Below are 25,378 nucleotides of genomic sequence, written 5' to 3'. Positions count from 1 at the left end.
ACCTCTGATGGGTTTCGCCTAGTGCTCGAATACGGCCTTACTAGCACTTGGCCTTACACTTGCCCTTGCCCTTCTTGTAGCCGTATTTAGCGCACCGGTGGGTTTTGGGATTTATCTTGAGACAGCACCGGGTACACGGCGCGGGCTTGGCATCGACGCGCGCCGCCGCCGACGTGACGGCGCCGTTTTGCGCGGACGCCGAGCCGCCGGCCAGCAGGACGGCTCCAAGGACCAGCATGGCCATGGCGACGACCGCGGCGACCAGCTGTCCGACCTTCTGGATCATGAGACCACCTCTTTTCACCATCCAGCCCACTTCGACAAGGTTCGCACCGTTTACTGTTTCCGGATAGGGCCGAATGCTCCTGATAGGGCGACATCTGGACAACACTTGCATGTCGGTTGATACGAACTTTGTCAATGACCCGGCCGAGCCGCCGCGCGCCCAGTCGAGCCAGGGCGGAGGGCGTCCAATGCCGGCGCCAAAGGAGTCGCCCGATTACCGGTGTAAAGAGCAACGAAATGGCAATGGAAGGCGCGGCCGTCGGCTTCCGGGCGCTCAGGGTGCCGACGTACGGGCCTGGTCGGGCGCAGTCGGGTCGGTTCGGGTGCCGTGGTGATGGCGGCGCGACAGCCGATCATCGCGCGTCACCGGGGACACCGACCAGCCGCGGCAAGGTACCGCCGACCGTGGCCTTGTCCGGTGGATCTTATGGCGGCGGAGGTCTCAGCGCAGCGTGCCGTGTCGTTGCACCGAAGGCAACGACCACGACGTCCCCGGCTTCGGCCGCACCGTCCCCGGAGGCCGCAGCCGCGAGCCCCGGGACAGCGGCGGCCGCACCGCCGGCTAAGGCGGCTCAGCCTTCAACCGAGGAGGGTCCAGCCTGTGGCTGGGCCCTCCTCCCCCGGCCGCAGCCCGGCGTAGCACCGGAGCCGGCCACCGTACGACGTCCCCGGCATGGCGCCCAGCTCCTGCCGTTTCCGGGTGATGACGGCGGCGCGGTTCGCCTCCCGGCCACGAAGACCAAGCAGGGACACAACGCGCAACCACCGCAGATCGCACGCCCGCGTGGCCCGTCGTCTTCCACCGGCGTCCACTCAGAGGAGAATTCGTCTCGTCAGAGTAGACAGCGTCGGAAACGATGCCCCGCTCGGCGGGCGAACCATCGCCTCGGCACACGGCCCCGACCGGCCGGCGGTGCTCGTAAACCCTGCCGTCCCGCACGGTCGCACCAGATCGATCAGAAAATGATCCACCGCGTCAGCACGCCGTGCCGGTGTCAGTCGGCGCCACCGGCTCTACTGGCGGGAACGCCTGCCGGAGGAGATGAACCGGTGGAGTTCCGCTCCGCTCATCCGGTCGAATCGGGCGAGCGCGGCGTCAATGAACAGGAGTTGGTCCGTGTCGCGAGTCGCGACATAGCAGGGCTCGTCTTGTCGCCGCCACAGCGGAACTCCCCGCATGTCTCCGTCGACACGGACCCAACCGGGTGGCGCCTCGCCTACGGGCACGGCGTCCACGCTCATCGGTTCCCTGGCACCGATGGCAAGATCATCACAGCGGCTGACGAGCCGCATGCACTGGGGTTCTACGCCCATGAGACCCCCTCGGGTCGCGGAGCGGGCTGTTCCGGCCACCGAGTAGAGGGGACGGGCGTGGGCTGCTCCGTACGTCCGGACATTCGTCGGGGTCCTGCCTTTCTCTTCCTGTGCAACCGGTCGTGAGCCGACCATGCCGAATTCAGCACTACGTACCGCCGGGCCCTCAGGTGCCGGCCCGGGCGGCGAGCTTCAGATGAAGGCGACTCTCACCACCTTCACGTGCACGCGGCGGTCTTTCAGGGGGCGGCGGAAGTAGCCCCATGAGGCGGTGAGGGCTTCGACCAGGAGGAGTCCCCGGCCGCCCTCGTCGAACTCGTCGGCTTCCCGAAGCACGGGCATCGCCCTGGGGCATCTGTCGATCACGTCGAAGACGCATCCCTGTCGGTGACGCTCGAAACGCACCGCGAAGTAGCCCCCGTTCGGGGTGCCGTGCCGCATCGCGTTGGTGGCCAGTTCGGAGATCACCTCTTCGGCGTCTTCGATCAGGTCCGTACGGCCGCAGGCCGTGAGGCATTCGCGCACGAATCCCCGCGCCAGCCGCGCCGCCGCCGGCTCAGCCCGATAGATCCGCAGTTCTCCGGTGTCAGCCGGAGGCACCCACGCTCCCGGCTTCTCCAAGTCCAGTACGTCCATTTTCCGCCCGATCTCCTGATGGGCCTTCGTGATTAGCTGACAGACTGTCAACAGTTCGCTACTTTGGGTATGTACTCGGAGACATTGAAACGGTCAGGAGCTCCACGATGAGCACTGCGGACCACATCAACCCCGACGCCTCCCTCTGGCACTGGCTCGCCTTTGACCTGCGGCGATACCGGCAGGCGCGGAAGCAGTCGGTCACCGAGGTCGGGCGCATCATGGGCGTGGCGCGCACAAGCGTTTCGAACTTCGAGGCCATGCGGCGGCGACCCGACGTGGATCACGTGAAACGCCTCGATGTGACCTGGCGGACGGGCGGTCACTTTCTACGGCTTCTGACGTTCGCCCGGCTCAACCACGACCCGAACTGGTTCAAAGAGCACCTGTTCTACGAGGCGCGTGCCTACATGTTGCGCGTCTTCGAGCCGCTGATCATCCCGGGCCTTCTCCAAACGGAGGACTACGCGCGCACGGTCCTCATGGCAGAGGGCGCCGAAGACGTCGCCGCTCACCTACAGGTCCGTATCGCGCGTCAAGAGATCCTGAGTCGCGAGAATCCGCCCCGGGTTCACGTACTGCTCGATGAAGGCGTCATCGATCGCCAGGTGGGTGGACCCGACATCATGCGCGATCAACTGGCCCACCTTCTGAAGGTCTGCGAGCCTGGAGGCCCGGTGACCGTTCGGGTGGTCCCTCGCAGCGCTGGTTATCACCGTGGGCTCGTGGGAGCCTTCAAGATCATGACGTGTGCCCCCGAGGGCGACATCGCTTACACGGAGGCAGCCGAGGGCGGCAGACTCGTACTGGACAGTGCGGGCGTAACGCGATTCGTTGTACGGTTCGACGAGATCGGGGCAGATGCCCTGTCACGATCGGCATCCCGAGAGCTGATCAAGCGAGTGATGGAGGAGATCGGATGATCGACTTCCGCAAGTCCACCTACAGCGGCGGGGCGAACACGGACTGCGTTGAAGTGGCAGCCGGTAGCCGCGACGAGATCGAGCAAGCCTGACCCTCCCCTAAAGCCCCCGCCTCGGCGGGGGCTTTGTTGTCGCGGGGCTTCGCATGGCTCGACGCCCGCCAGGAAGGCGGGGTTCCCTCCCGCATGGCTGGGCGTGGGGCTCCGGACATTGCGAGCGTGCGTTAGTTAACGCCCTGGATCTCCGTCGTTGGAGGCACCGAAATCCACGGCGCTATTTCCAGTCCTCGGCCGAATCCCGGTGATGACGGCGGCGGGGTCCGGGTCCCGGCTACGATCACGATCATGGGTCGGTGTGATCGGCGCGGTGGGCGCGGCCGGGGCGTGACGAGGTGAGCGATTCCACCGAGGGCGCGGCGGCGGGGGTCGATGTCGATCCCAGGACGCCGAATGTCGCGCGGATGTACGACTACTTCCTCGGCGGCAAGGACAATTTCCGCGCCGACCGCGAGGCCGCCGGGAAGGTCACCGAGGTCCTGGCGAACGTCGCCGCGGTGGCGCGCACCAACCGGGAGTTCCTCCAGCGGGCCGTCCGGTACGTCGCGGAAAGCGGCGTCGACCAGTTCCTCGATCTCGGCTCGGGCCTGCCGACGCAGGGCAACGTGCACGAGATCGCGCAGGCCGCCCACGCGGACGCCCGCGTCGTCTACGTGGACAACGACCCGGTCGTGGTGGCCCACGCGCAGGCGCTGCTGTCCTCCGCCGAGCGCACCGCCGCCGTCCGCGCCGACCTGCGCGATCCGGAGAGCGTCCTGAAGGACCCGCGCGTTCGGCGGCTGATCGACTTCGACCGGCCGGTCGGGCTGCTGTTCGTGGCCGTGCTGCACTTCGTCCCCGACGAGGAGGACCCCGCCGGTCTCGTACGGCGGTACCGGGACGCCCTCGCGCCCGGCAGCCACGTCATCCTCTCCCACGCCGCGGTGGAGGAGGAGCGCAACCTCGACGTGGCGACCGCGTACCGCGGCGCGAACGCCCCCTTCATCGCGCGGACCCGTGACCAGGTCACCGCGCTCCTCGCCGGCATGGACGTCGTCGAACCCGGCGTGGTCCACCTGCGCGAGTGGCGGCCCACCCGCGCCGAGAAGCCGCTGACGGCCGGCTGGACCGCGGTCGCCCGCACGCGCTGACGCAGCCGACCGCGCGAGCGGCCGGGGCCCCGGTCACCGCCGCCGATGGTACGGCGACGGTGACCGGAGCGGTGGGGGCGGCCTCGGTCAGAAGCCGGCCGTGATGCGGGTGAAGTCCCAGTCGTTCTGGGAGATGCCGCTGCAGGTGGACTGCACTCCCCCGCCGGGGCAGGAGTGGTCGCGGTTGACCGCCCAGAAGGCCAGGCGGTTCAGGCCCTTGGACACCGCCCAGTCGCGGATCTGGGTCCAGGTCGCCGTCGAGGTGGTCTCCTGCTGGTCGGACAGGCCGTTCATGCCGGAGATCCCCATGTGCGCGTAGGCCTGGGCGTCGGTCCAGCCCCACGCGTTCTTCAGGTCGGTCTTCAGCCCTTCGGCCGCGTTGACGGTGCTCTGGTACATGTTCGAACCGCCGCCGAAGTCGAACGGCATGATCGTGTAGCTGTCGATCGGCACGTTGAGCGCCTTCGACTGGTTGATGAGCCGGACGCCGTCACCGCTGGGTCCGCTCGTGGTGGTGCCGAACGTCACGGCGATCTTGATGTTCGGGTTGTTCTGCTTGACGATCTTCAGGCCGCCGAGGATCCGGTCCTGCACCGTGTAGTTCGAGAACTCGTCGGTGTTCTCGATGTCGAAGTCGACCACGGCCGGGCCGACCGCGTTGATGACCTGCTGCACCGCTCCGGCGTACGCGGAGGAGGACGAGCAGTTCGGGCCGAGCTTGTTGCCCGACCAGCCGCCGAAGGAGACCTCGACGCTGCCGCCGGCGCCCTTGATGGCCGAGATCGCCTGGGCGTCGACGCCGCCGGTGAGCGGCCTGGAACCGTCCCAGGCCGGGGTGCATCCGCCGCTGGAGTTGACGAACGCCATGGTGAAGGACTTGATCCCGGTGGCGCTCATGACCGTGGCGGGGTTGGGCGGGTTGCCCCAGCCCTCGTAGAGGTAGGGGGCTCCGGGGATGCGTCCGGAGGCGGGCGGCGGGGTGCCGGTCCCGCCGGGCAGCGTCCACTTCTGGTTGGCGCTGCCGGCGCAGTCCCAGATCTGCAGCGGAGTGCCGTCCGCCGAGCTGGGGCCGGTGGCGTCCAGGCACTTGCCGAGCGCGCGCAGGCTGCCGTCGGCGGCCGCGGTCCACGACTGGGCGGCGGTTCCGTTGCAGTCGTAGAGCTGCACTTTGGTGCCGTTGGCGCTGTTGGCGGCGGCGACGTCGAGGCACTTTCCGAGGCCGCGAATCGTGCCGTCGGTCCCGACCGTCCACTGCTGCGCGCTGGTGCCGTTGCAGCTGTAGAGCTGGACCTGGGTGCCGTTGGCGCTGTTCGCGGCGGCGATGTCGACGCACTTGCCGCCGTACCCGGTGATCTGCCCGGTCGCGGCCCAAGCGGGGGAGGCCGCGGCGACGATCGGTGGCAGGGCGAGGGCGGCGGCGCCGGCCAGCAAACGGAGCCGGAGACGGGAGAAGCGTTCCTGATTCATGGCGGGGGTCCTCTCAGGAAGGTCACTGCTTCAACTAAGACTCGAAGTAAGGGCTCGGACCTCCTCCCTGCCGTCGTCGCGATCGAGACCCGGGTCGGCCTCAAAGATAAGGAAGGTTTCCTAAGAATTAGGCCGAATATAGCCCAAGGGGCACGATTCGCGTCAAGAGACCACGGGGCCCCTCTCGTGACAGGATTGGGCGATGGTTGCCGGACCCCCGCGATCGGATGTGACGGTTCCCGCGTGCGTGGCGGCCCTGGCGGCGGGCCGGCCGGTGCGTGCGGTGTGGGAGAACGAGCTGGGCGGCCTGACGTTCGAGGTCGGCGCGGCCCCGGACCGGCGTTTCGTCAAATGGGCTCCCCCGGGCAGCGGACTCGACCTCACCGAGGAGGCCGTCCGGCTGTCGTGGGCGGTGGCGTTCACTCCGGTGCCGCGAGTGCTGGACCAGGGCGCCGACGGTGACGGCTCCTGGCTCGTGACCGCCGCGCTGCCCGGCCAGAGCGCCGTCGCCGACCGGTGGAAGGCCGAGCCGCGGACGGCGGTGACGGCCGTCGGTGAGGGTCTGCGCGCACTCCACGAGGCGCTTCCCGTCGCGGAGTGCCCGTTCTCCTGGGCGGCCGAGGACCGGCTCGCCGACGCCCGTCGGCGCGCCGCGCAGGGCCGCGTCGACCCGACGCGATGGGACTCGGCGCACCGCCCCCTGGGGGTCGACGGGGCGCTCGCGGTCCTCGCGGAGATTCCGCCGTACGACCGGCTCGTCGTCTGCCACGGCGACAGTTGCGCGCCCAACACCCTCGTGGGCGAGGACGGCCGCTGGTCGGCCCACGTCGACCTCGGCCGGCTCGGCGTCGCCGACCGATGGGCCGACCTCGCCATCGCCACCTGGAGCACCGAGTGGAACTACGGTCCCGGATGGGAGGGCCTGCTCCTCGACGCGTACGGCGTCCGTCCCGATCCGGACCGGATGCGGTACTACCGGCTCCTGTGGGACCTCGGGGACTGAACCGGCACGTCGCGTTAGCCCGCGCGTTCACCGGGTATCCCGCCGCACCGGAACGGTAAACGGAACCCCCGAACGGGAAGAGGTGCGGGCATCGTGAGCACAAGGGACCAATGGAGCCGGTCATGAGCCGGTCCGACTCGATCTCCCGTCCGGTCTCGGCGGTCCTCGGCCTGGCCGGCGGCCTGATCGCCGGAGCGCTGTTCAAGCAGACCTGGAAGCTCGTCTCCGGACAGGACGACGCGCCCGACGCCGGGGACGTCGAGCGCGGCTGGGTCGAGGTCCTGGCCGCCGCCGCGCTGCAGGGCGCGATCGTCGGCGGTGTCAAGGCCGCCCTCAACCACGGCTACCTGGTCCGCCGCCACGGCGGACCAGAGAGTTCGTGAGCGTACGAGTCGCAGGCCCGTCCGGTGACCGGAGGCCCACAGGACCCCGGTCACCGGACGGCCAGAACCCGTCAGCCGGTCGGACGAGTCAGACGAGGTCGAACCGGTCCAGGTTCATGACCTTGTCCCACGCCGCGACGAAGTCCGTCACGAACTTCTCCTTCGCGTCGTCGCTCGCGTAGACCTCGGCGACCGCGCGCAGCTCGGAGTTGGCGCCGAAGACCAGGTCGACGCGGCTGGCGGTCCACTTGACGTTGTCCGAGGCGTCGCGTCCCTCGAAGGTCTCGGACTCCTCGGACACCGGCTTCCACACCGTGCCCATGTCGAGCAGGTTCACGAAGAAGTCGTTGGTCAGCGTCCCGGGACGGTCGGTCAAGACGCCCAGGGAGGACTGCTGGTGGTTGGCGCCCAGCACGCGCAGACCACCGAGGAGGACCGTCATCTCGGGCGCGCTCAGCGTGAGCAGGTTCGCCCGGTCGATCAGGAGGAACTCGCCCGGCAGCAGGTTGCCCTTCATGAGGTAGTTGCGGAACCCGTCGTGCGACGGCTCCATCACCTCGAACGACTCGACGTCGGTCTGCTCCTGCGACGCGTCGGTGCGTCCCGGAGTGAAGGGCACCACGATGTCGTGGCCGGCGTCCTTCGCGGCCTTCTCGACGGCCGCGCACCCACCGAGCACGATCAGGTCGGCCAGGGAGATCCGCTTACCACCGGTCTGCTCGGCGTTGAACGCCTCCTGGACCTGCTCCAGGGTGCGCAGCACGGTCGTCAGCTCGTTGGGGTTGTTGACCTCCCAGTTCTTCTGCGGCTCCAGCCGGATGCGCGCGCCGTTGGCGCCGCCGCGCTTGTCGGTGCCGCGGAACGACGCGGCCGACGCCCACGCGGTGGTGACTAGCTGGGAGATCGACAGACCGGAGTCCAGGAGCCGGGTCTTGAGCGCGGCGACGTCGTCGGCGTCGACCAGCTCGTGGTCGACCGGCGGGATCGGGTCCTGCCAGATCAGCGTCTCGGCCGGCACCTCCGGGCCGAGGTAGCGCGGCTTCGGGCCCATGTCGCGGTGGGTCAGCTTGAACCAGGCGCGGGCGAACGCGTCCGCGAACTCGTCGGGGTGCTCCAGGAAGCGCCGCGAGATCGGCTCGTAGATCGGGTCGAAGCGCAGCGAGAGGTCGGTCGTGAGCATGCCCGGGGCGCGGTTCAGCGTGCCGTCCTCGGGGTCGGGCACGGTGCCGGCCCCGGCACCGTCCTTCGGCCGCCACTGGTTCGCCCCGGACGGGCTCTCGGTCAGCTCCCACTCGTACCCGAAGAGCAGCTCGAAGAAGGTGTTGTCCCACGTGGTCGGGGTCGGCGTCCAGGTGACCTCGAGGCCGCTCGTGTGGGAGTCCCGGCCCTTTCCGGTGCCGTAGGAGTTCTTCCAGCCCAGGCCCTGGTCCTCCAGCGGGGCGCCCTCGGGCTCGGGTCCGATGGCGTCGGCCGGGGCCGCGCCGTGCGTCTTGCCGAAGGTGTGGCCACCGGCGATCAGGGCGACGGTCTCCTCGTCGTTCATCCCCATGCGGCCGAACGTCTCGCGGATGTCGCGCGCCGCGGCGACCGGGTCCGGGTTGCCGTTCGGGCCCTCGGGGTTGACGTAGATGAGGCCCATCTGCACCGCGGCCAGGGGCTTCTCCAGGTCACGCTCACCGCTGTAGCGCTCGTCGTCCAGCCAGGCGGTCTCGGGGCCCCAGAAGACGTCCTCATCGGCCTCCCAGGCGTCCTCGCGGCCACCGCCGAAGCCGAAGGTCTTCAGGCCCATCGTCTCCAGGGCGACATTGCCGGCCAGGATCATCAGGTCGGCCCACGAGATCTTCTGGCCGTACTTCTGCTTGACGGGCCACAGCACGCGGCGGGCCTTGTCGAGGCTCGCGTTGTCCGGCCAGCTGTTCAGGGGCGCGAAGCGCTGCTGGCCCGCCCCGGCGCCACCCCGGCCGTCACTGATGCGGTAGGTGCCCGCGCTGTGCCACGCCATGCGGATGATCAGCGGCCCGTAGTTCCCGAAGTCGGCCGGCCACCAGTCCTGCGAGTCCGTGAGCACCCGTGCGATGTCCTGCTTCACCGCGGCGAGGTCGAGGCTCTTGAACGCCTCGGCGTAGTCGAAGTCCTGGCCCAAGGGGTTGGCCATCGGCGGGTTCTTGACGAGCAGCTTCAGGTTGAGCCGTTCCGGCCACCAGCCGCGGTTGCCGCCGCCCTGGGTCGGGTGCGGGGCGCGGGTACGGCCGTGCGCGACCGGACAGCCGCCTTCACCCTCCGTCTTGGCGTTTGTGACGATCGCGTCATCGTTCTCAGGCATGGCAATCCTTCCGGATCAGGCGGTTCACGGTGTTCAGGAACTGCTGGCGGTGGCACAGGCGGGGCACAGGCCCCAGTAGATGACCTCGGCCTCGTCGATCGAGAAGCCGTGGTCGTCGGACGCGGTCAGGCACGGCACCTCGCCGACCGCGCAGTCGACGTCGGCGACGGCACCGCACGACCGGCACACGACGTGGTGGTGGTTGTCCCCGACGCGTCCCTCGAACCGGGCCGGGCTGCCGGCCGGCTCGATGCGGCGGATGAGGCCCGCGGCGGTGAGCGCGTGGAGGGCCTCGTACACGGCCTGCACGGAGACGTGGCCGACGCGGTCGCGCACCCGGGAGGCGATCGCCTCGACGCCGAGGTGGTCACCGGTCCGTACGGTCTCGAGCAGTGCGACGCGGGCGGCCGTCACCCGCAGGCCGACACCGCGCAACTCCTCGGCGGTGGTCGGAGTCTGGGATGCGGTCATGCCGACCAACCTATGCCACTAACAAGAACGATTCAATAGAACAAACGATTCTTGTTCAGTGCCCGACCCCGCCGGGCTCACCACGCGCGGCGCGGGAATTCGCAGGTCAGTGGCGGGCCACGCCTCGGAGCATCCCTAGCGTGTGGTGCAGACCCAGGTGATCCAGTGGCCGCCGCCCGCGTTGGAGATGGCGTTCTTCTCGGCCGCGGTCTTCGTGGCGCCACGACCGCCCCAGTACCTGTTGGTACGGGGGTTGTACGCGACGGCGCCGCAGCTGTTCATGAAACCCACGAGCACCTTGCAGTGGGAGCGGGGGCACTCGTTCAACGCTCGCTTCTCGGCGGCGGACGCGCTGCTGTAGTCCCAGGACTTGCCGACGCTGCCGTCGCTCGCCACGGCGATGGCGCCGTAGTACTGCGGCGGCGGCGAGTAGGTGTCCGGCGGTGAGTAGGGGTCGGTCGGAGAGCCGGTGTCGGACGGGAAGGACGGCGAGTAGCTGGGCAGCGGCGGCGGGCTGTAGGTAGGCGGCGTCGGGAGGTCCGGCAGCGTGGGCACCGCGACCGCATGCTTGCGCGCCGAGTCGCCGACGTGGAAACCCAGCCACAGGATGCCGCCGCCGCCGATCACCAGCACGAAGACGGCGACGAGGACGATGACGACCGCCACGCCGTTGTTGTTCGGCCGTCGCGGGGGCGGCGGCCCCCATCCCGGGGGCCCAGGGGGCATCGGCGGTCCGGGCGGACCGGGCGGAGGCCCGTACGCGGGCGGCTGACCGCCGTACGGCGGCTGCGGGGGTTGCACGGTGACCCACTCCCCAGATGCGTCAATGTCCGGAAGATCGTAACGGTTGCCCCGTCGCTGCGAAGCAGAGCTAGGACGCCATTTCCGGCATATCGGTTCCGGGGCCCCTCGACGTTTCTCAGCCGTCCTCCGAAGCCTTCTCCGTCACTTCCGCCCCCTGTCGAAATGCGCGCCGCCGAGGCTCAGGAACAGAAGTCCGCGATGGTGCCGGTGAAGATGTCGGTGAGGCGGTCCAGCGAGGCGAGATCGACGTACTCGCTCGCCGCGTGCGCGCCCGCGCCGTCGACGCCGAAGAGCAGGCAGGGAATGCCCGCGCGGTCCAGGAGGGCGCAGTCGGTCCAGAAGGGCTCGGCGCGCACCACGGGCGGGCGCCCGAGGACCTCGTGCGCGCGCCGGGTCAGGGTGCGGACGACGAGCGCCTCCGGATCGGCCTCGAAGGGCTCGCGGTGCAGGCCGCGGGTCAGCCGGTAGTAGAAGTCGGGGACCGTGCCGGCGATGCGCTCGAGCACCGCGGTCAGCTCCCGCTCGACACTGTCGGCGCTCTCCCCGGGTACGGTGCGGCGCTCGATCGTGACGTGGCAGCGCGCCGGGTAGGTGGAGGGCTCCCGGCCGCCGTGGATGACCGAGGCGTGCACGGTGCCGGTGCCCAGAAGAGGGTGTGCCAGGCGCAGCGCGAGGTACCGTCCCAGCTCCTCCAGCGCCACCAGGAAGTGCCCGGCCTTGGCGATCGCGTCGATGCCGAGCTCGGGCCGCGAACCGTGGGCCGCGCGGCCCTCGATCTCCACGTCGAACCAGGCGAAGCCCTTGTGAGCGAGGGTGACCTCCAGATGGCTCGGCTCGGCGACGATCGCCGCGTCGGCGGTGAAGGACTCGAGCACCTCCTCGGTGCCGAAGCTGCCGTGCTCCTCGTCGGCGACGCAGGCGAGGATGACATCGCCGCGCAGCGGGCCGCCCGCGGTGGCGCGGGCGGCGGCCACCATCATGGCCGCGATACCGCCTTTCATGTCGAAGGCCCCGCGGCCGAACATCTTCCCGTCGCGGACCTGCGGGTCGAGCGGGTCGCCGTCGTAGCCGGCCAGGCCCACCGTGTCGAGGTGGCCGTTGAGCATGAGGGACCGGCCGCCGCCGGTGCCGCGGGCGATCGCGACGAGCGAGGGCCGGCCGGGACGCTTCTCCAGGCGGTGCACCTCAAAGCCGCGGGCGGCCAGCCATTCACCGCAGAAGTCGGCGATGACGCTCTCGCCGGCCCCACCGGCCACGAGGTCCGGGTTGACGGAGTCGATGGCGATCAGCCGGGCCAGCAGGCTGCCGGGGTCCACGGGATCGGGAGCCGCTGCGGTCGAGGGCGTCTCGGGGAGCATGGGGACCTTCCGAAGTTCTGCGGCCGCCCCCGGAGACGGGGGCGGCGCGGCATGGGAGACGTGTCGCGGTCAGTCCTGGTCGGTGAGGCGCAGGAGGGTGGTGGCCAGGACGTCGACGCCGTGGGCGCACGCCTCGGGGGTGGAGTACTCGCGCGGGTTGTGGCTGATGCCGTCGTATTCGCCTCGTACGAAGATCATGGCAGTGGGGCAGAGCGCGGCGATCTCCTGGGCGTCGTGGCCGGCACCGGAGAGCAGCGAGACGGGCGCCAGACCGTGGTCGTCGGCGGCCTGCGCGATGACCTTCTGCACCCCTTCGTCGAACGGGACGTAGCCGGTCTTGGCCATCCGCCGGGTGGTCAGCGAGAGCCCCGGCCGACTCTCCTCCAGACCGCGCAGGAACGCCGCGAGGGCCTCCTCGGCGCGGGCCATCTGGGCATCGTCGGGGTTGCGCAGGTCGACGGTCAGTTCGGCGCGGGCCGGGACGATGTTGGTCAGGTCGGGGTGGACGACGAGGTGGCCGACGGTGGCCCGCAGGTCGCCGTACGCGCCGGAGTCGACCATGGCCCGCAGGTGGACGATGAGCTGCGCGGCCGCGAGCCCGGCGTCGGCGCGCAGGTGGGTGGGGGTGGTGCCGGCGTGGGCGGCGCGGCCGTGGATGGTGATCTCCTGCCAGGAGATGCCCTGCACGCCGGTGACGACGCCGAGCTCGACCCCGTTCTCGGCCAGGACGGGGCCCTGTTCGATGTGGCACTCGACGTAGGCGTACGGCGGGGCGAGACGGACGTCGGCGAGGCCGTCGAAGCCGGTGCGGGCGAGTTCGCCGCCGAGGGTGCGGCCGTCGCGGTCGGTCAGGCCGTGGGCGTACTCCAGGGTGAGGCGGCCGGCTGCGACGGCGCTGCCGAGCATGTCGGTGCCGAAACGGACGCCCTCCTCCTCGGTGAAGACGCCGACCTCGATGGGGCGGCGGGTGGTGATGCCGCGGTCGTTCAGAGTACGGACGACCTCGATGCCGCCCAGGACGCCGAGGCAGCCGTCGAAGGCGCCGGCGGTGGCGACGCTGTCGATGTGCGAGCCGGTCAGGACGGGGGCCGCAGTCGGGTCGGTGCCCTCGCGGCGGCCGTAGATGTTGCCCATCCGGTCGACGCGGACGGCCAGGCCGGCCTGTTCCATCCACGCGATGACCTGGCGGCGGCCGGCCGCGTCGGCGTCGGTGAGGGCGAGGCGGTTGACGCCGCGCAGACCGGTGCGCTCGTCGTCGTACGCGCCGATCTCGGCGAGGTCCATCAGGGACCGCCACAGGCGGTCGCCGTCGATGGTGATCGTGGGGTTCGTCATGATCCATCTCCTGGGTTGGCGGCCGGACCCTCGGTGCTCAGCAGGACGACCACCGAGGTCGCCCCGAGCCCCAGCGCCGTACGGCGTTCTTCGGCGCCCGCGCCGGTGAGCGTCGCGCGGAGACCGGCGAGCGCCGCAGCCCCGCAGGGACCCGAGGAGACGCCGAGGGCGGCGAGGTCGGCGACCGCCCGGGTGCTGTCGGCGTCGGGGATGGCGACGGCGGCGTCCAGCCCGCCGTGCAGGAAGGGCCAGGCGGCGCTGGACGGGGTGCCGCAGTTCAGCCCGGCCATGACGGTCTCACCCGTGGTGACGCCGACGGGTTCGCCCAGCGTGAGGCTCTCGAGGACGCAGGCCGCGGCCTCCGGCTCCACCGACAACAGCGCCGGAGCCCGCTCGGACGGGCGGCTGCGGTAGTGCGTGACGACGGCCTGGGCCAGTGACCCCACGCCCACCGGTACGGACACGAGGTCGGGTCCCTCGGTGACGCCCGCGACCGTCAACTGCTCGTCGACCTCGGCGCAGAGGGTGGAGTAGCCCTCGACGATCCAGCCGGGGATCTGCTCGTAGCCCGGCCAGGCGGTGTCCTGGACCAGGACCGCGTCCGGCGTGGCGGCCGCCTCGGCCGCCCAGCGTACGGCCTCGTCGTAGGACCCCGCGATCTCGGTGACCCGCGCATGCTCGGCGACGATGGCCGCCACGGCCCGCGGGTGCACGCCCTGCGGAACGAAGACGTGGGCGTGCTGCCCGAGCAGGCGCGCCATGCGGGCCACCGCCCGGCCGTGGTTGCCGTCGGTGGCGGTCACCAGGGTGACCGGGCCCGGTTCTCCGCCGCTCGCGGCCCGCGCGGACAGCGCGCGGTGGACCGCCCAGGACGCGCCCAGCGCCTTGAACGCGGGCAGTCCCAGCCGGCACGACTCGTCCTTGACGAAGACCCGGCCGACTCCCAGCTCGGCGGCCAGCGGCGGGAGTTCGGTCAGCGGGGTGGGCGCGTAGTCGGGCAGCGCGGCGTGGAAGGCCCGCACGTCGACGGGCGCGGGCGCACATCTCCAGGTACGGGCGCCGGGCCGCGCGAACCACGGCAGCACGGGGCGGGAGGACACGTTCTCAGGCACAGGTCCAGGGTGCGGTGTCCTCCTCCGGTCGGTCCAGCGAATGTTTTCGACGTATATTCATCGGAGAAATCGACCGTTCGATGCGCCGCTCCGCGACCGCGGGGGAAGCGATCCGCCAGTGTTCGACCTGCACCGACTGCGCCTGCTGCGTGAGCTCAAGCACCGCGGCACGCTGGCGGCCGTCGCCGCGGCCCTGTCCTACGCCCCCTCCTCCGTCTCCCAGCAGCTCTCGCAGTTGGAGGCCGAGGTCGGCGTCCGGCTGCTGGAACCGGTCGGGCGGCGGGTGCGGCTGACCGAGCAGGCCGAGATCCTCGTCGCCCACACCGAAGCGGTTCTCGAACGCCTGGAGCGCGCGGAGGCGGAGATCTCCGCCTCCCTCACCGAGCTGACGGGCACCCTGCGCGTCGCCTCGTTCCAGACGGCCGCCCTGGCCCTGGTCCCGCCCGCGCTCGGCCTGCTGCGCGACCTGCACCCGCACCTGCGCGTCCACCTCACTCACCTGGAACCGGAGAAGGCGCTGCCCGCCCTGCAGGCCCGCGACTTCGACCTGGTCCTCGCCGAGGAGTACCCGGGCAACCCCAACCCGCGGCCCGCCGGACTCGACGAGCAGGACCTGCTCGAAGACCCCCTGCACCTCGCGCTGCCCGAACCGGCCGCCGGCCCGGGCGCCGACGTCCCTGACGCCGCCCGCCCTGACGCCGTCGGCCTGGACGCCGACGACCCGATGGCCGCGCTGCGCTCGCTCGCGGACCACCCGTGGGTGATGGAGCCCGAGGGCACGGCCGCACGGCACTGGGCCATGACCCTGTGCCGCAACGCCGGCTTCGAGCCCGACGTACGGTTCGAGACCACCGACCTCCTGCTCCACCTTCGCCTCGTCGAGCAGGGACACGCCGCCGCCTTCCTTCCCGACCTCGTCTGGAGCGGGCAACCCCCGACCGTCACACTGCGGCGGCTCCCCGACGGTCAGCGCGCACGCCGCCTCTTCACCGCCGTACGTAGCGGCCGCAGCCGGCACCCCGCCGTCCAGGCGTGCCGGGACGCCCTCCTCCGGGCGGTCGCCCTGCGCTCCGCCCAGCTACCGGATCGGCACGACTGCCGGCGCCGCAATTTGCGCAGTTCCGGCATAGGTTAGGCTCACCTAACTGCTAGCTGATCCACAGCCAAAGGAGCCTCGGGTGTCTCTTCGGCGTCGCGGCACGGCCGCCGTCGCTCTCGCCATCACCGCCGTCCTGTCTCTCGGGGCGTGCGGCGGTGGGTCCACCGGGAACGGGAAGGAGGGCGGCGCCGAGACGAAGAACAGGCAGTCGGTCGCCAAGGGCGGGAAGGACTTCGCGAGCGCCGCGGAGAAGACCGCGGCGATGGGGACGGACGCCAAGCCGGGCCAGTGGCCGCGGACGATCACGCACGCGATGGGCCGTACGGTCATCAAGGCGCAGCCCCAGCGGGTGGTCGTGCTGGACGTCGGCGAGCTCGACAACGTCGTCTCGCTGGGGATCAAGCCGGTCGGGCTGGCCCCGACCGAGGGGTCGCCGGAGCTGCCGTCGTACCTGAAGAACGACGCGGGCACACCGAAGAACGTCGGCACGATCAGCAGCCTCAACCTCGAGGCGATCGCCTCGCTCAAGCCCGACCTGATCCTGGGCAGCCAGCTCCGCGCCGCGGACTCCTACGACGAGCTCTCGAAGATCGCCCCCACGGTCTTCTCCATTCGCCCCGGCTTCACCTGGAAGGAGAACTACCTCCTCAACGCGGCCGCGCTCGACCGGACCGCGCAGGCCCAGGCGAAGCTCGCCGCGTACAAGGAGAAGGCCAAGGCCCTCGGGGTCAAGCTGGGCGCGAAGAAGCCGACCGTGTCGATGGTGCGTTACCTGCCCAACGGCGTCATCCGGCTGTACGCGAACGCCTCCTTCATCGGCACCATCCTCAAGGACGTCGGCATCCCGCGCCCGAAGAACCAGGACATCAACGACCTGGCGGCCGAGGTCAGCGCCGAGAACATCGACCAGGCCGACGCCGACTACATCTTCACCGGCGTGTACGGCGACCCGAAGGCCACCGACAAGAGCAAGGCCCAGAGCAACCCGCTGTGGAAGAACCTGAAGGCGGTCAAGGACGGCCACGCGTACGACGTGCCGGACGAGACCTGGTACCTCGGGCTGGGCGTCACCGCGGCCGACGCGGTCCTGGACGACCTGCAGAAGTACCTGACGGCGTGACCGCCCGTCCCCGGAAGAGAGGGTGAGCGCGGCGCATGTCGCCATCGACCCGCCGCCGTGTCGCCTGGCTGCTGGCGGCCTTCCTGTCGCTGCTCGTCGCCGTGCTGCTGAGCCTGGCGGTGGGCAGCCGGCAGATCGGCCCCGGAGAGGTGTTCCAGGCCCTGCTGCACGGCGGGACCAGTGACAACGCGCAGGTGGTGCGGTCGCTGCGGGTGCCCCGCACCGTCATCGGCGTGCTGGTCGGCGTCGCGCTCGCGCTGGCCGGCACCGTGATGCAGGGCGTGACCCGCAACCCGATCGCCGAACCGGGCGTCCTCGGCGTCAGCCAGGGCGCGTCGGTCGGCGTGGTGTGCGCGATCGCCTTCTTCGGCGTGCACACGCTCGTGGGCTATGTCTGGTTCGCGTTCGCGGGCGCGGCACTGGCGGCGGTGGGCGTGTACGCCGTCGCCAGCGGCGGGTACCGCGGCGCCTCGCCGGTCAAGCTCGCCCTGGCCGGCGCCGCGATGAACGCGTTCCTCGCCTCCGTCGTCTCCGGGATCGTCACCACCAACGCCCGCGCCCTGGACGAGTTCCGCTTCTGGCAGGTCGGCTCGATCAGCGGACGCGGCAGCGAGATCATCGGCCAGGTGGGTCCGTTCCTGCTGGCCGGTCTGGTGCTGGTCGCGGCGATGTCCCGCGGGCTGGACGCCCTGGCCCTCGGCGACGACGCCGCCATGGGTCTGGGCCACAACGTCGCCCTGCTGCGCGCGCTCGGCGCGCTCGGGGCCACCGTGCTCACCGGGGCGTCGGTGGCCGCCGTCGGTCCCATCGCCTTCACCGGCCTGGCCGTACCCCACATCGCGCGCGCCCTGGTCGGCACCGCGCACCGCTGGGTGCTACCCCTGGCCGCGCTGCTCGGCCCCGTGATGCTCCTCGTCTCCGACGTGCTCGGCCGGATCATCTTCCCTCCCTCGGAGGTACCGGTGGCCGTCATGACCGCGCTGCTCGGCGTGCCGTTCCTCATCGCGCTCGTACGCCGCAAGACGGTGGTGGCCTCATGATCACCCCGGTGTCGAGCCGCCCGAGGGCCGTACGGCCGCCCGGTCATGCCGTGCTGCGGCTCGGGCGCGCCAGCCTCCTGGTGCATCGCCGGGCCCTCGTGGTCGTGGTGGCGCTCGCCGTGCTGCTGGCCGCGGTCGTGGTCGCCTCCCTGTGCGTCGGCCAGTCCTTCGTCTCCCCGGTGCAGGTGTGCCGGGTCCTGCTCGGCCGGCCCAGTCCCGACGAACTCGTCGTCGGCACCCTGCGCCTGCCACGCCTCGTCGTGGGCCTGCTCGCCGGGGCCGCCTTCGGCGTGGCCGGCGCTCTGGTCCAGACCGTCGCCCGCAATCCGCTGGCCAGTCCCGACGTCATCGGCGTGACGCACGGCGCGGGCGCGGCGACGGTCGCCGCGATGAGCTTCGGCGTCGCCTCGTACGACGCCCTGCCGTACATCTCCGTCGGCGGTGGCCTCGCGGCGACGCTGCTGGTGTACGTCTTCGCGTGGCGGCGCGGACTGCACGCCGCACGCTTCGTGCTGGTCGGCATCGGCATCTCGGTCGCCCTGGGCTCTCTCACGCAGCTTTTCCTCACCAAGGGCGACTACCTCGTCGCGCAGCAGGCCAAGGTCTGGCTGACCGGCTCCCTCAACGGGCGCGGGTACGACCACGCGGCGCCGCTCGCCCTCGTCATGCTGGTGGCCCTCCCGGCGGCGCTGTGGGCGGCCCGCGCCCAGCGCGGCGCGCTCTTCGACGACGACACGGCCACCTCCCTGGGCGTGCCGCTGGACCGGATCCGGCTCGGCCTGGCCGTGCTCGGGGTCGCCCTGGCGTCGATGGCGACCGGCGCCGCCGGGCCGATCGACTTCGTCGCCCTGCTGGCACCGCAGATCGCCCGCCGGCTCACCCGTACGGTCCAGATCCCCCTGCTGTCCTCCGCGCTGGCCGGCGCCCTGGTCGTCGTCGTGGCGGACCTGCTGGCCCGCCGCCTGTTCGCCCCGATCGAGCTGCCGGTCGGCGTCCTCACCGCCGTGGTGGGCGCCCCGTACCTGATGTGGCTCATCGTCCGTACCCGCAGCCGTTCCGGAGGCACCACCCCATGAGCAGTCCCGGTCCCAGCCGCCTCATGGCGCAGGACCTGACCCTCGCGTACGAGGACCGGATCGTCGTGGACGGACTGGACCTGGAGATCCCCGACGGGCAGGTCACCGTCATCGTCGGCCCCAACGCCTGCGGCAAGTCCACCCTGCTGCGGGCCCTCGGCCGGCTCCTCAAGCCGCGCCGCGGGACGGTGCTGCTGGACGGCGCCGAGCTCGCCCGCGTCTCCCGCAAACAGATCGCGCGGACCGTGGGCGTCCTGCCCCAGTCACCCACGCCCCCGGACGGGATCACCGTCGCCGACCTGGTGGCACGGGGCCGGCAGCCGCACCAGAAGTGGTGGCAGCAGTGGTCGGAGGACGACGAGCGGGCCACCGCGGAGGCGCTGGAACGCACCGCGACCGCCGACCTCGCCGAGCGGCCGGTGGAGGAGCTGTCGGGCGGCCAGCGCCAGCGGGCGTGGATCGCGATGGCCCTGGCCCAGGACACCGACCTGCTGCTCCTCGACGAGCCCACGACGTATCTGGACATCGCCCATCAGGTGGAGGTCCTGGACCTCATCCGGCAGCTCAACCATGAGCGCGGCCGCACCGTCGTCGCCGTCCTCCACGACCTCAATCAGGCCGCCCGCTACGCCGATCACATCGTCGCCATGAAGGCCGGCCGCGTCATCGCCCAGGGCCCGCCACGTGACGTGGTCACCGCGGACCTGGTCCGGGAGGTCTTCGGCCTGACGTCCGTCGTCGTCCCGGACCCGGTCACCGGCGGCCCGCTCGTCGTGCCCGGCATGGCCTGGCGGCCCGAGGCGGAGGACGACCGCGCCCGGTAGCCGCGGCACGCGCCGAGGGTCAGAACGCCTCGTCGAGACTGACCGTCCCTTCGACGGCGACCTGGTAGGCCGACACCCGGCGCTCGAAGAAGTTGGACAGCTCCTGCACGTCCTGCAGCTCCATGAACGGGAACGGGTTGGCGGTGCCGTACCGCCTCGGCATGCCGAGGCGGGCGAGGCGCTGGTCGGCGACGTTCTCCAGGTAGGCGCGCATGTCGGTGGCGGTCATGCCGGACAGGCCGTCGCCGCACAGGTCGTGGGCGAAGGCCAGCTCGGCGGCGACGGCCTCCTCCAGCATCATCGTGACCTGCCGGGTCAGCTCCTCGTCGAACAGGTCGGGCTCCTCGGCGCGTACGGTGTCCACGACGCTGAAGGCGAAGTCCATGTGCAGCGACTCGTCGCGGAACACCCAGTTCGTCCCCGAGGCGAGGCCGTTGAGCAGGCCACGGGAGCGCAGCCAGTAGACGTAGGCGAAGGCACCGTAGAAGAACAGCCCCTCGATGCACGCGGCGAAGCAGATGAGGTTGAGCAGGAACGCCCGCCGGTCCTCCCGGCCGCGCAGCCGGTCCATCGCGCCGAGGGAGTCGATCCAGCGGAAGCAGAACTCCGCCTTGTCGCGGATCGACGGGATGTTCTCCACGGCGGCGAACGCCTTGGCCCGCTCGTCGTGGTCGGGGAGGTAGGTGTCGAGCAGGGTCAGATAGAACTGCACGTGCACGGCCTCTTCGAACAGTTGCCGTGACAGGTACAGGCGGGCCTCGGGCGCGTTCAGGTGCGTGTAGAGGTTGAGCACCAGGTTGTTGGCCACGATCGTGTCGCCGGTGGCGAAGAACGCGACCAGCCGGTTGACCAGGTGCAGTTCCTGGGAGGTGAGCCGGGACAGGTCGGCGAGGTCGGAGTGCAGGTCGACCTCTTCGACGGTCCAGGTGTTGCGGATCGCGGCACGGAACCGGTCGTAGAAGGCCGGGTAGCGCATCGGCCGCAAGGTCAGATCCAAACCAGGGTCGAGCAAACTCATTGGCATGCCTCGCAGGTCTCGGGGTTCTCCAGGGAGCAGATGAGCGCTTCCTCCTGGACGGGGGCGACGGTCGTCTGCGCGATCCGGGTGGCCGGCCGGGATCGCAGGTAGTAGGTGGTCTTGAGACCCGACCGCCAGGCGTAGGCGTACATCGACGACAGCTTCCCGATCGTGGGAGTGGCCATGAACAGGTTCAGCGACTGGGACTGGTCGATGTAGGGCGTCCGCGCCGCGGCCAGGTCGATCAGCGCCTTCTGCGGGAGCTCCCAGGCGGTGCGGTACAGCCGCCGCAGCTCTTCGGGAAGCTCCTCGATCTCCTGCACCGATCCGTCGGCGCGCTTGATCGCGTCACGGACCCGCGGCGTCCACAGCCCGCGCGCCTTGAGGTCCGCCACCAGGTAGGTGTTGATCTGCAGGAACTCCCCCGACAGGGTCTCGCGCTTGAAGACGTTGGACACCTGCGGCTCGATGCACTCGTAGCAGCCGGCGATGGAGGCGATGGTCGCGGTCGGCGCGATCGCCACCAGCAGCGAGTTGCGCAGCCCGGCCGCGCCGATCCGGGCCCGCAGCGCCTCCCACTCGTCGGCGTGCACCCGCTCGGCGTCCGGCCAGTGGTCCGGGTGCAGGACGCCGCGGGCGGCGCGGGTCTGGTCGTAGGAGGGGTGCGGGCCGTAGGTCTCGGCGAGCGCCGCCGACTCCCCGTACGCCGCGAGCGCGATCTCCTCGGCGACGCGGGTGGACAGCGCGAGCGCCTCGGGCGAGTCGAAGGGGAGCCGCAGCCGGAAGAACACGTCCGCCAGGCCCATCACGCCGAGCCCGATGGGCCGCCACCGCCGGTTCGCCCGGGCCGCCTCCGGCGTCGGGTAGAAGCCGCGGTCGATCGTACGGTCCAGGAACCGCACGGCCGTACGCGCGGTCGCCCGCAGCCCCGCCCAGTCGACCCCGTCGTCGGTCACGTGGGCGGCGAGGTTGATCGAACCGAGGTTGCACACCGCGGTCTCGGCGTCGTCGGTGACCTCGAGGATCTCGGTGCACAGGTTGGACAGGTGGACGACGTTGCCGGGCTCGGCGGTCTGGTTGCAGGTGCGGTTGGCGGCGTCCTTGAACGTCATCCAGCCGTTGCCGGTCTGGGCGAGAGTGCGCATCATCGCCCCGTACAGTTGCCGCGCCGGGATCTGCCGGACGTACCGGCCCTCGGCCTCGGCCGCGCGGTACGCCCGGTCGAACTCCTCGCCCCACAGGTCCACCAGTTCCGGCACCTGCGCGGGGTCGAACAGCGCCCAGGTCTCATCCGCCTCGACCCGGCGCATGAACTCATCCGGCACCCAGTTGGCCAGGTTGAGGTTGTGCGTACGGCGCGCGTCCTCCCCTGTGTTGTCCCGTAGTTCGAGGAACTCCTCCACGTCGGCGTGCCAGGACTCGAGGTAGACACACGCGGCCCCCCTGCGCCGGCCGCCCCGATTGACCGCCGCGACGCTCGCGTCGAGCGTCCGCAGCCACGGCACGATCCCGTTGGAGTGCCCATTGATGCCCCGGATCAGCGAACCCCGGCTCCGCACCCGACTCCAGGAGATGCCGATGCCGCCGGCGTACTTGCTCAGGCGCGCCACCTGGCCGTACCGCTCGTAGATCGCGTCCAGCTCGTCTTGCGGGGAGTCCAGCAGAAAGCACGAGGACAGCTGTGGGCGGGCGGCGCCGGAGTTGAACAGCGTCGGCGAGCTCGGCAGGTACGCCAGCCGCGACATCAGCCCGTGGAGCTCCGCCGCCTCGGCCACGCTCTCGGCCAACCCGCAGGCCACCCGCAGGAACAGATGCTGCGGCCGCTCCAGCACCCGCCGCGTCGTCGGATGCCGCAACAGGTAGCGGTCGTAGACGGTGCGCAGCCCGAAGTAGGTGAACCGGTCGTCGGCGGCGTGGTCGACCAGCGCCTCCAGCGCCGCCGCGTTACGGGCGACGAACTCCGCGATCCGCTCGTTGAGCAGCCCCTGCTCATAGGCGGCCGCGACGGACTCGGCGAACGTCACCGGCCCGGTCTCCTTCGCGATCGACCGGGCCAGCAGCCGGGCCGCCACCCTCGAGTAGACCGGGTCGGTGACGACCAGCGCGGCGGCCCGCCGTACGGCCTCTGCCAGATCACCTGCTCCGGCGATGAGCAGCGGATCGGCGCCCGGCAACCCGGCGCAGACACGCTCGATCTCGGCCGCGAGCGTGGGCTCGGGAGCGGCGATGGCCGTGGGGGACGCGATGAGCTGTTGTGTCACGTGCTCTCTCCTGGCGGGCTTCACGCTCGCGGAAAGGAGGCGCACGGACGACAGACTCCGCCGCCGGCCCTCCCGCGAGGCCTGGACGACCGCGCGCTCTCGCGCACGGGTCACTGGCAGGTCTTCGGACTCGCGGGCAGCACACCCGTCCATCGGGCGTGTCCTACTGACCGTCGCTTCCCAGGCCCGATCGAGCCCAGTGCCGTTGACGGCGGTCGTTCCCGCTCACCGCTGCGGGGCAGTCCCGGACTCTCACCGGGTTCCCTTTAACACCCGCCACAGGAGGCGCAGGTGAACCAGCAACACGAGAACCATACATGTAGTGGTTGATGCTGCGTACCACCCCTAGATATTGGGAGCTGTGGAGGAAAAGAAGGAGAACGCGGGCACGCCGAACAGCCCCCGGCGGTGATCCGCCGAGGGCCTTCAGGGAACCTGTGGCTACGCCGTGGCCGACGCCTGCGCGGTTCGGGTCCCCTCGGCCGTACTGGCGAGGAGCCGTTCGGCCATCGGGGCGAAGCACAGGCCGATCGCGGCCCACATGATCGCCTGTGCGGCCACCGAGTACAGGCGGAAGGAGAACAGCACGTCAGCCGGGAACCCCGGATAGACGATCCGCCCCTGCCCGTTGCGCAGCGGCAGCGGTGTCTCCGTCGCGTGCCGGCCGTACTCGTGGACGTTGGCCGACAGGTGCCCGAGCGAGGGCAGCGCGAACATCACGACGCCGAGTGCCGCGACGCAGGCCAGCCCGGCCAGCAGAGTCGCGTTCCAGTTCCCGAACCGGGACTTGAGGCGCTGCCCCAGCCAGACCGCCAGGATCAGGAAGGCGATGGAGAACCCGACCATCAGCAGGTACAGGCCGCCTCGGTCGCGGATGGTGTCCTCATGGCCGATCGCGGGCGGGTTGGCCGGGTACTTGGCGAAGGGGATCAGGTAGAACCCCAGGAACCCGCCGAGGGCGACCAGCATCGCCAGCGTTCGTGGCCGTAGGTTGCCGGTGCGGCCGCAGGCCAGGATGTAGGCGACCGCGTACAGGCCGCCCATCGCGGCGCCGAACACGATGACGCCGACGCCGATGCCGACGTTGGCCTGGACGGTGCGGCTGAAGATGTCCGACTCGGCGGCCTCGGGCGCGATGCCCGCCGCCTTGTCGAGCATGGCCTGGGCCGCGTCCCGGCCACTCTCATAGTCGATGGCCGCCTGAATCTGCGGTTCGGCGAAGATCCGTGCGAAGACGAACGCCAGGATCCCGCCGACCGCGCCCACGAGCAGCCCACGCAGGATGAATCGCCGTTCCACGGCGTACTCCTCAGGTGTGGTGTCGCGAACGAGATCAGTGGCAGGGGAAGCCGAGGAAGTGACGGGCGTCGTGGACGAACTCGTGGATGGCCATGTTGTTGCCGAAGACCGAGGTCGCGCCCTGGTCGACGCCGATGAAGTAGTAGGCGGCCAGGCAGAGCAGCACGGTGCCGAACAGCCACAGTGCGGCGCGGGTGCCCGACACCACCACGGGCGTCGCAGACGAAGTGGGCAGCGTCGAGGTCGTCATGTCACAGCCTCCTAAAGGGATCCAGCGTCCCTGTCACGGGTGGAGCGCTTCGATGGCGGAGGGTCTGACTCTCCGGCTCAGAGCCGGATCACAGTGGCGCGACCGTGCCGGATTTGCACCGGCTTCCTCTTACCATCGCGTTCGCCCGGATCGTACGGCCGAAAATCGGCACCGTCAACGTCGCAGGAGGTCGCCTACTCCATGACCGTTCGGCTCGCGCTCATCGCGCACGCGGCCACCCCCGCCACCCGCGAGGCCCGTTTCCCCGACGACGAACCCCTCGACACCCACGGAGCCGAGGCGGCCACGGCCGCCTCGGGAACGTTGCGCCGCGTCGCGGCGGCCTACCACGGGCCCGAGGAACGCTGCCGGCAGACCGCCGCCGCGCTCGGCCTCGAGGCCGTCACCGCTCCGGCCCTGGCCGATCTGGACGCGGGCGCCTGGCGGGGCAGAACCCTCACCGAGGTGGAGGCGGACCACCCCACCGACCTGTACACCTGGCTGACCGATCCCCACGTGGCCCCGCACGGCGGCGAGTCGCTGTCCGAACTGATCGCCCGGGTGGCGAACTGGCTGGCCGAGCTCCCCGCCGACGCCGGCAGACTCGTGGCCGTCACCCACCCCGCGAACATCCGCGCCGCCGTCCTGCACGCGCTGGGCGCCCCGCCCGAATGCTTCTGGCGCCTCGACGTGACCCCCCTGTCCCAGACCTGGCTGACCCACCACGGCGGACGGTGGCAGCTACGCGAGACCGGCCACCCCCTCGCCCCGCCGCCCGCGGGCTGAGCACG

Annotated in this window: 24 protein-coding genes and 2 riboswitches; of the genes, 11 read left to right on the top strand and 13 right to left on the bottom strand. The window is 70.8% G+C overall.

From position 1 onward, the window contains the following. Positions 1 to 40 precede the first annotated feature (40 nt). Complete coding sequence (locus AB0L00_RS39830; protein WP_364442789.1) at positions 41 to 286, bottom strand: hypothetical protein; 246 nt, start codon at positions 284 to 286, stop codon at positions 41 to 43. A 1,505-nt stretch (positions 287 to 1,791) separates the two neighbouring features. Further along, on the bottom strand, positions 1,792 to 2,235 hold the full coding sequence (locus AB0L00_RS39825) for an ATP-binding protein (RefSeq protein WP_364442787.1): 444 nt from the start codon (positions 2,233 to 2,235) through the stop codon (positions 1,792 to 1,794). A gap of 107 nt (positions 2,236 to 2,342) precedes the next feature. Here AB0L00_RS39825 and AB0L00_RS39820 point away from each other — a divergent pair, with 107 nt between their 5' ends. From AB0L00_RS39820 to AB0L00_RS39810, 3 genes are all read left to right on the top strand, one after another. Then, on the top strand, positions 2,343 to 3,158 hold the full coding sequence (locus AB0L00_RS39820; protein ID WP_364442786.1) for a helix-turn-helix transcriptional regulator: 816 nt from the start codon (positions 2,343 to 2,345) through the stop codon (positions 3,156 to 3,158). Next, complete coding sequence (locus tag AB0L00_RS39815) at positions 3,155 to 3,250, top strand: DUF397 domain-containing protein (protein ID WP_364442785.1); 96 nt, start codon at positions 3,155 to 3,157, stop codon at positions 3,248 to 3,250. The genes AB0L00_RS39820 and AB0L00_RS39815 overlap by 4 nt, the downstream gene beginning before the upstream one ends. Positions 3,251 to 3,549: 299 nt before the next feature. Further along, positions 3,550 to 4,344, top strand: coding sequence for an SAM-dependent methyltransferase (locus AB0L00_RS39810; RefSeq protein ID WP_364442784.1), 795 nt, complete (start codon positions 3,550 to 3,552; stop codon positions 4,342 to 4,344). An 87-nt stretch (positions 4,345 to 4,431) separates the two neighbouring features. Here the strand turns inward: AB0L00_RS39810 and AB0L00_RS39805 are convergent, their stop codons facing one another. Further along, entirely contained in the window at positions 4,432 to 5,811 is a 1,380-nt protein-coding gene (locus tag AB0L00_RS39805; protein ID WP_364442783.1) for a ricin-type beta-trefoil lectin domain protein, read from the bottom strand. A gap of 229 nt (positions 5,812 to 6,040) precedes the next feature. Here AB0L00_RS39805 and AB0L00_RS39800 point away from each other — a divergent pair, with 229 nt between their 5' ends. Next, positions 6,041 to 6,814 (top strand): aminoglycoside 3'-phosphotransferase, encoded by a 774-nt coding sequence (locus AB0L00_RS39800; protein WP_364442782.1) that lies wholly within the window; start codon positions 6,041 to 6,043, stop codon positions 6,812 to 6,814. Between the two features lie 122 nt (positions 6,815 to 6,936). Next, positions 6,937 to 7,197 (top strand): DUF4235 domain-containing protein, encoded by a 261-nt coding sequence (locus tag AB0L00_RS39795; RefSeq protein WP_345367364.1) that lies wholly within the window; start codon positions 6,937 to 6,939, stop codon positions 7,195 to 7,197. Positions 7,198 to 7,285: 88 nt separating this feature from the next. Here AB0L00_RS39795 and katG read toward each other — a convergent pair whose 3' ends face one another. The 6 genes from katG to AB0L00_RS39765 all read right to left on the bottom strand — a co-directional run bounded on the left by katG (position 7,286) and on the right by AB0L00_RS39765 (position 14,600). Next, the gene (katG, locus tag AB0L00_RS39790) at positions 7,286 to 9,520 is read right to left on the bottom strand and encodes a catalase/peroxidase HPI (RefSeq protein WP_364442781.1); all 2,235 of its coding nucleotides are present in this window, start codon (positions 9,518 to 9,520) and stop codon (positions 7,286 to 7,288) included. Between the two features lie 33 nt (positions 9,521 to 9,553). Next, entirely contained in the window at positions 9,554 to 9,991 is a 438-nt protein-coding gene (locus AB0L00_RS39785; RefSeq protein ID WP_364442779.1) for a Fur family transcriptional regulator, read from the bottom strand. A gap of 135 nt (positions 9,992 to 10,126) precedes the next feature. Beyond that, on the bottom strand, positions 10,127 to 10,717 hold the full coding sequence (locus AB0L00_RS39780) for a DUF4189 domain-containing protein (protein WP_364442777.1): 591 nt from the start codon (positions 10,715 to 10,717) through the stop codon (positions 10,127 to 10,129). Between the two features lie 257 nt (positions 10,718 to 10,974). Then, positions 10,975 to 12,153 carry an ArgE/DapE family deacylase gene (locus AB0L00_RS39775; RefSeq protein WP_364442776.1) on the bottom strand — a complete coding sequence of 393 codons (1,179 nt, stop codon included), beginning with the start codon at positions 12,151 to 12,153 and terminating at the stop codon, positions 10,975 to 10,977. 69 nt (positions 12,154 to 12,222) lie between these two features. Continuing rightward, positions 12,223 to 13,488, bottom strand: a complete 1,266-nt coding sequence (locus AB0L00_RS39770) for a M20 family metallo-hydrolase (protein WP_364442775.1) — start codon at positions 13,486 to 13,488, stop codon at positions 12,223 to 12,225. Next, entirely contained in the window at positions 13,485 to 14,600 is a 1,116-nt protein-coding gene (locus AB0L00_RS39765) for a diaminopropionate ammonia-lyase (RefSeq protein WP_364442774.1), read from the bottom strand. Before AB0L00_RS39765 ends, AB0L00_RS39770 begins: the two co-directional genes overlap by 4 nt. A 118-nt stretch (positions 14,601 to 14,718) precedes the next feature. On the opposite strand from AB0L00_RS39765, the gene AB0L00_RS39760 reads away from it, so the two are divergent. From AB0L00_RS39760 to AB0L00_RS39740, 5 genes are read left to right on the top strand one after another with little or no spacing between them, the layout of a single operon-like run. After that, positions 14,719 to 15,735 (top strand): LysR substrate-binding domain-containing protein, encoded by a 1,017-nt coding sequence (locus tag AB0L00_RS39760; RefSeq protein WP_364442773.1) that lies wholly within the window; start codon positions 14,719 to 14,721, stop codon positions 15,733 to 15,735. A 43-nt stretch (positions 15,736 to 15,778) separates the two neighbouring features. Continuing rightward, entirely contained in the window at positions 15,779 to 16,819 is a 1,041-nt protein-coding gene (locus AB0L00_RS39755; protein ID WP_364442772.1) for an iron-siderophore ABC transporter substrate-binding protein, read from the top strand. A gap of 35 nt (positions 16,820 to 16,854) precedes the next feature. After that, positions 16,855 to 17,859: an iron ABC transporter permease gene (locus tag AB0L00_RS39750; protein WP_364442770.1), complete on the top strand. Its 1,005-nt coding sequence runs from the start codon at positions 16,855 to 16,857 to the stop codon at positions 17,857 to 17,859. After that, entirely contained in the window at positions 17,856 to 18,935 is a 1,080-nt protein-coding gene (locus AB0L00_RS39745; protein WP_364442768.1) for an iron chelate uptake ABC transporter family permease subunit, read from the top strand. The genes AB0L00_RS39750 and AB0L00_RS39745 overlap by 4 nt, the downstream gene beginning before the upstream one ends. After that, complete coding sequence (locus AB0L00_RS39740; protein WP_364442767.1) at positions 18,932 to 19,759, top strand: ABC transporter ATP-binding protein; 828 nt, start codon at positions 18,932 to 18,934, stop codon at positions 19,757 to 19,759. The genes AB0L00_RS39745 and AB0L00_RS39740 overlap by 4 nt, the downstream gene beginning before the upstream one ends. A gap of 19 nt (positions 19,760 to 19,778) precedes the next feature. Here the strand turns inward: AB0L00_RS39740 and AB0L00_RS39735 are convergent, their stop codons facing one another. From AB0L00_RS39735 to AB0L00_RS39720, 4 genes are all read right to left on the bottom strand, one after another. Then, positions 19,779 to 20,735 (bottom strand): ribonucleotide-diphosphate reductase subunit beta, encoded by a 957-nt coding sequence (locus tag AB0L00_RS39735; protein ID WP_364442765.1) that lies wholly within the window; start codon positions 20,733 to 20,735, stop codon positions 19,779 to 19,781. Positions 20,736 to 20,773: 38 nt separating this feature from the next. After that, positions 20,774 to 23,038 carry a ribonucleoside-diphosphate reductase subunit alpha gene (locus AB0L00_RS39730; protein WP_364442763.1) on the bottom strand — a complete coding sequence of 755 codons (2,265 nt, stop codon included), beginning with the start codon at positions 23,036 to 23,038 and terminating at the stop codon, positions 20,774 to 20,776. Positions 23,039 to 23,135: 97 nt separating this feature from the next. Further along, positions 23,136 to 23,354, bottom strand: a riboswitch (cobalamin riboswitch). A 125-nt stretch (positions 23,355 to 23,479) separates the two neighbouring features. Next, complete coding sequence (locus tag AB0L00_RS39725; RefSeq protein ID WP_364442761.1) at positions 23,480 to 24,337, bottom strand: CbtA family protein; 858 nt, start codon at positions 24,335 to 24,337, stop codon at positions 23,480 to 23,482. Between the two features lie 34 nt (positions 24,338 to 24,371). Next, on the bottom strand, positions 24,372 to 24,587 hold the full coding sequence (locus AB0L00_RS39720; RefSeq protein WP_364442760.1) for a CbtB-domain containing protein: 216 nt from the start codon (positions 24,585 to 24,587) through the stop codon (positions 24,372 to 24,374). A gap of 39 nt (positions 24,588 to 24,626) precedes the next feature. Further along, a riboswitch (cobalamin riboswitch) is annotated at positions 24,627 to 24,778 on the bottom strand. A gap of 10 nt (positions 24,779 to 24,788) precedes the next feature. Between AB0L00_RS39720 and AB0L00_RS39715 the strand changes: the two genes are divergently transcribed. Further along, positions 24,789 to 25,373 (top strand): histidine phosphatase family protein, encoded by a 585-nt coding sequence (locus tag AB0L00_RS39715; protein WP_364442758.1) that lies wholly within the window; start codon positions 24,789 to 24,791, stop codon positions 25,371 to 25,373. Positions 25,374 to 25,378 lie beyond the last annotated feature (5 nt).

Origin of the sequence: Actinoallomurus sp. NPDC052308, assembly GCF_040679195.1 — a bacterium.
In the GTDB taxonomy this organism is placed as follows: Bacteria; Actinomycetota; Actinomycetes; order Streptosporangiales; family Streptosporangiaceae; genus Actinoallomurus; species Actinoallomurus liliacearum.
This window is presented reverse-complemented; position numbering and strand designations above follow the sequence as displayed.